This is a genomic window from Streptomyces sp. NPDC127108 (assembly GCF_042677545.1).
Taxonomy (GTDB): domain Bacteria; phylum Actinomycetota; class Actinomycetes; order Streptomycetales; family Streptomycetaceae; genus Streptomyces.
The window spans coordinates 1-2,971 of the sequence record NZ_JBHXTE010000105.1 but is presented as its reverse complement, the minus strand read 5'-3'; the positions used below and the strand labels follow the sequence as shown (position 1 = coordinate 2,971).

Below are 2,971 nucleotides of genomic sequence, written 5' to 3'. Positions count from 1 at the left end.
CGAACCCGGGGCTCCGCCCCGGACCCCTTATCGGCGCTCCGCGCCTCGTCCTCAAACGCCGGACGGGCTGGAACCATCCAGCCCCTCCGGCGTTTGAGGAGCGGGGTCTGGGGCGGAGCCCCAGTTACGGGAAGGGGTGGGGTTGGGGAGCCTCCGGCAGGACCTCCAACGGGGCGCGCCCGGGGCGCAGGGCGCCGTCGACGACGTAGCCCTCGGGGCGGCCCGTGAGTTCGGTGATGAGGCGGGTGCGCCAGCGGGCCGCCGCGTCCGGGCGGGACGGGGCCAGGTCGTGGCGTTCCTGGGGGTCGGAGGCGAGGTCGAAGAGCTGCTCGTGACCGCTGCCGGAGAACCACACGTACTTCTCGCACCCGTCGGTGAGCCACTGCATGGACTCCCCGAAGAGGACGTGTTCGCCGTGGAGCCAGGGCCGGGGTGAGGGGAGGGGCTCACCCCGCGCCGCGGGGAGCAGGCTGTACCCGTCGAGCCCGTCCGGCACGGGCAACCCCGCACAGTCCAGCAACGTCGGCATGACGTCCCGCAGTTCGGCGAGGGAGCCAGAAACGACCCCGCCGGAGGGCAGCGCGCCGGGCGGCCCGGCGAGCAGCAGGGGCACCCGGGCGGACCCCTCGTACGGATAGGCCTTCCGCCACAGCCGGTGCTCGCCGAGCATCTCGCCGTGGTCGGACGTGAAGCACACCCATGTGTCGTCCCCGAGCCCGAACTCGGCGAGCGCGGTGAGGAACCGGTGGATCTGCTGGTCGATGTGCGCCATGTGGCCGTAGTAGCCGGCGCGGGCGCGCTGGACGGTACGGGCGTCGTACGCCGCGGAGTTGGCGTCGGCCCGGCTGTCGTCCCGCCAGTGGGCGAGCGCGTCGGCCCAGTCGCCCACGACGGGATCCTCCTGGGGCACGCCGAGGAACTGCTCGAAGGCCCAGGCGGGCGGATCGTACGGCGGATGGGGCCGGTGGAAGGAGAGATGGAGGAGGAAGGGCGAGGTGACGTCACGGCGGTACAGGAAGTCGACGGCCTCGGTCACCACCCAGTTGGTGGGGTGCAGCCGCTCGGCCCGGGGCCAGGGGCGGGCCACCACGCTGTTGCAGTCGAGCCCGGTGTCGGCGTAGTCGGCCCCGGCCCGCTCGCCGGGCTGCCGTCCGAGCCAGGACAGGTAGTCGTCGTGGAAGCGCGGGTCGACCCGGCGGTCCCGGGCGGCGTGCAAGTACCCGTCGTGCAGGGTCACTTCGTCGAAGCCGATGCGATTGCGCTCCGGGAAGGCGTGCAGCTTCCCGATGGCCCGCGTCTGGTACCCGTGCCGCCCGAACTCGGAGGCCAGCGTGACCGGGTACTCCCACGGCACGCCGTCCCGGTAGCCGGTGCGGCGGTGCGAGGTCTGCGCGAGGCCGGTGTGCAGGGCGGCGCGGGCCGGGATGCACGACGGCACGGCGGAGTACGCCCGCTCGAACCGGGCGCCGCGCCCCGCCAGTTGGTCCAGGTACGGCGTGCGGACCACGGGGTGCCCGGCGGCGGACAGGCAGTCGCCGCGCCACTGGTCGGCGGTGATCAGGACGACGTTGCGAGGCATGCGGCTCCTGTTGACGGAGGGTGACGCGACGGGGTCCGGCTCGTTGTACGTAACTTTGCCCCGGCCCCGGCTGTCAACGTGACGATCGCGCTTGTCACCGGCACGTGCGTGGTGGGAGAGGTCCGAGGGAACGCCCGTGCCGCAGGATTCGAATGCATCGACGGAAACCTCTCCTTGGGGTGAACTCACGCCACGTTGCTGACTGTTCACTCTCAGTGCGTAAAGATTCCGGGAGTCGGGAGGGCGCCGCCAGGCGCATTCCGGCGTCCCCGGTGCCGCGCGCACGCGATGTCCCCGTGTGGCGTGCGCGGTCGGTACTTCCATGACTCATGTGAGGGTTCCACCACCTTGACCAGCAACGCCTTCCGCAGACTGCCCGGGCGCCACATCGGCGCGCTCACCGCCGCCACCGTCGTCGCCGCGGGCTCCGCGGCGCTCTCCACCGCGGGCACCGCGCACGCCACCGACGACCACCGCGGCGGCCGCGCCGACGCCGTTGTCCTGCGCACCGGCCTCAATGTCTCCCTGCTCAACAAGACCGTGAACCTCCCGCTGAACGCCGTCCTCAACGAGGTGTCCGCACCCGCGAGCGCCCAGAAGACCGCGCTCACCGTGAAGCTGGACGGCGTGGACGGAGGGCGCCCCGTCAGCGTGCTGCGCGCCGACGTCGCGACCGCGCGGGCCACCGTGAAGGGCGGTACGGCGGAGGGCTACAGCAACATCGCCCGCGCGAAGGTGAACCTGCCCGGTCTGCCGATGCTGCCCCTCATCGAGGTCGACCAGGTGACGTCCAAGGCCCTGTGCGTGTCCGGCAAGCGGCCCGTGGCCGAGTCCAAGCTGCTCGGCGGGGTCACGGTGCTCGGCAAGCGCGTCGCCGTGAAGGCCTCCGGCACCACCCAGGTGTCCGTCCCCGGCGTCGGCGACGTCCGGCTCGACCTGTCCTCGGCCCGCACCACGTCCCGTACGGCCGCCGCGGTCGCCCTGCGCCTCAAGGTGTCCGTGGACCCGCTGAAGCTCGGCGTCGCCGCGGTCGACGGCACCGTCACGCTGGCCGGCGCCAACTGCACCACCCCCGGCCCCGGCCCCAAGCCCCTGCCCGAGCCCCAGAAGGCGGGCCCCGCCCCCCAGGGCAAGCCCGCCGAGCCGGTGGTCGCCAAGAAGGAGGCCCCCGACGACAACCTCGCGGAGACCGGCGGCAGTTCGTCCACCCCGTACGTGGCCGGGGGCGCCGTCGCCCTGGTCCTCGCCGGCGGCGGCGCCCTGGCGCTGACGCGCCGCCGCCGCGGCTGAGCCGACTCCCGGCCGGGGTGCGGACGCCCCGGCTGGGAGCCCCCAATCCCACCCCTTCACCGAAACTGGGGCTCCGCCCCAGACCCCGCTCCTCAAACGCCG

General features: G+C 73.3%; 2 protein-coding genes. One reads left to right on the top strand and one right to left on the bottom strand.

Annotation, left to right across the window (positions count from 1 at the left end):
* Window positions 1-124: 124 nt before the first annotated feature.
* Entirely contained in the window at window positions 125-1,579 is a 1,455-nt protein-coding gene (locus tag ACFVHO_RS40500) for an arylsulfatase (RefSeq protein WP_385725548.1), read from the bottom strand.
* A gap of 348 nt (window positions 1,580-1,927) precedes the next feature.
* On the opposite strand from ACFVHO_RS40500, the gene ACFVHO_RS40495 reads away from it, so the two are divergent.
* Window positions 1,928-2,869: an SCO1860 family LAETG-anchored protein gene (locus tag ACFVHO_RS40495; protein WP_385725547.1), complete on the top strand. Its 942-nt coding sequence runs from the start codon at window positions 1,928-1,930 to the stop codon at window positions 2,867-2,869.
* Window positions 2,870-2,971: the final 102 nt, after the last annotated feature.

What these genes read in the sequence shown, in the direction of transcription:
- ACFVHO_RS40500 (WP_385725548.1), bottom strand. Translation starts at nt 1,579, where the DNA reads ATGCCTCGCAACGTCGTCCTGATCACCGCCGACCAGTGGCGCGGCGAC.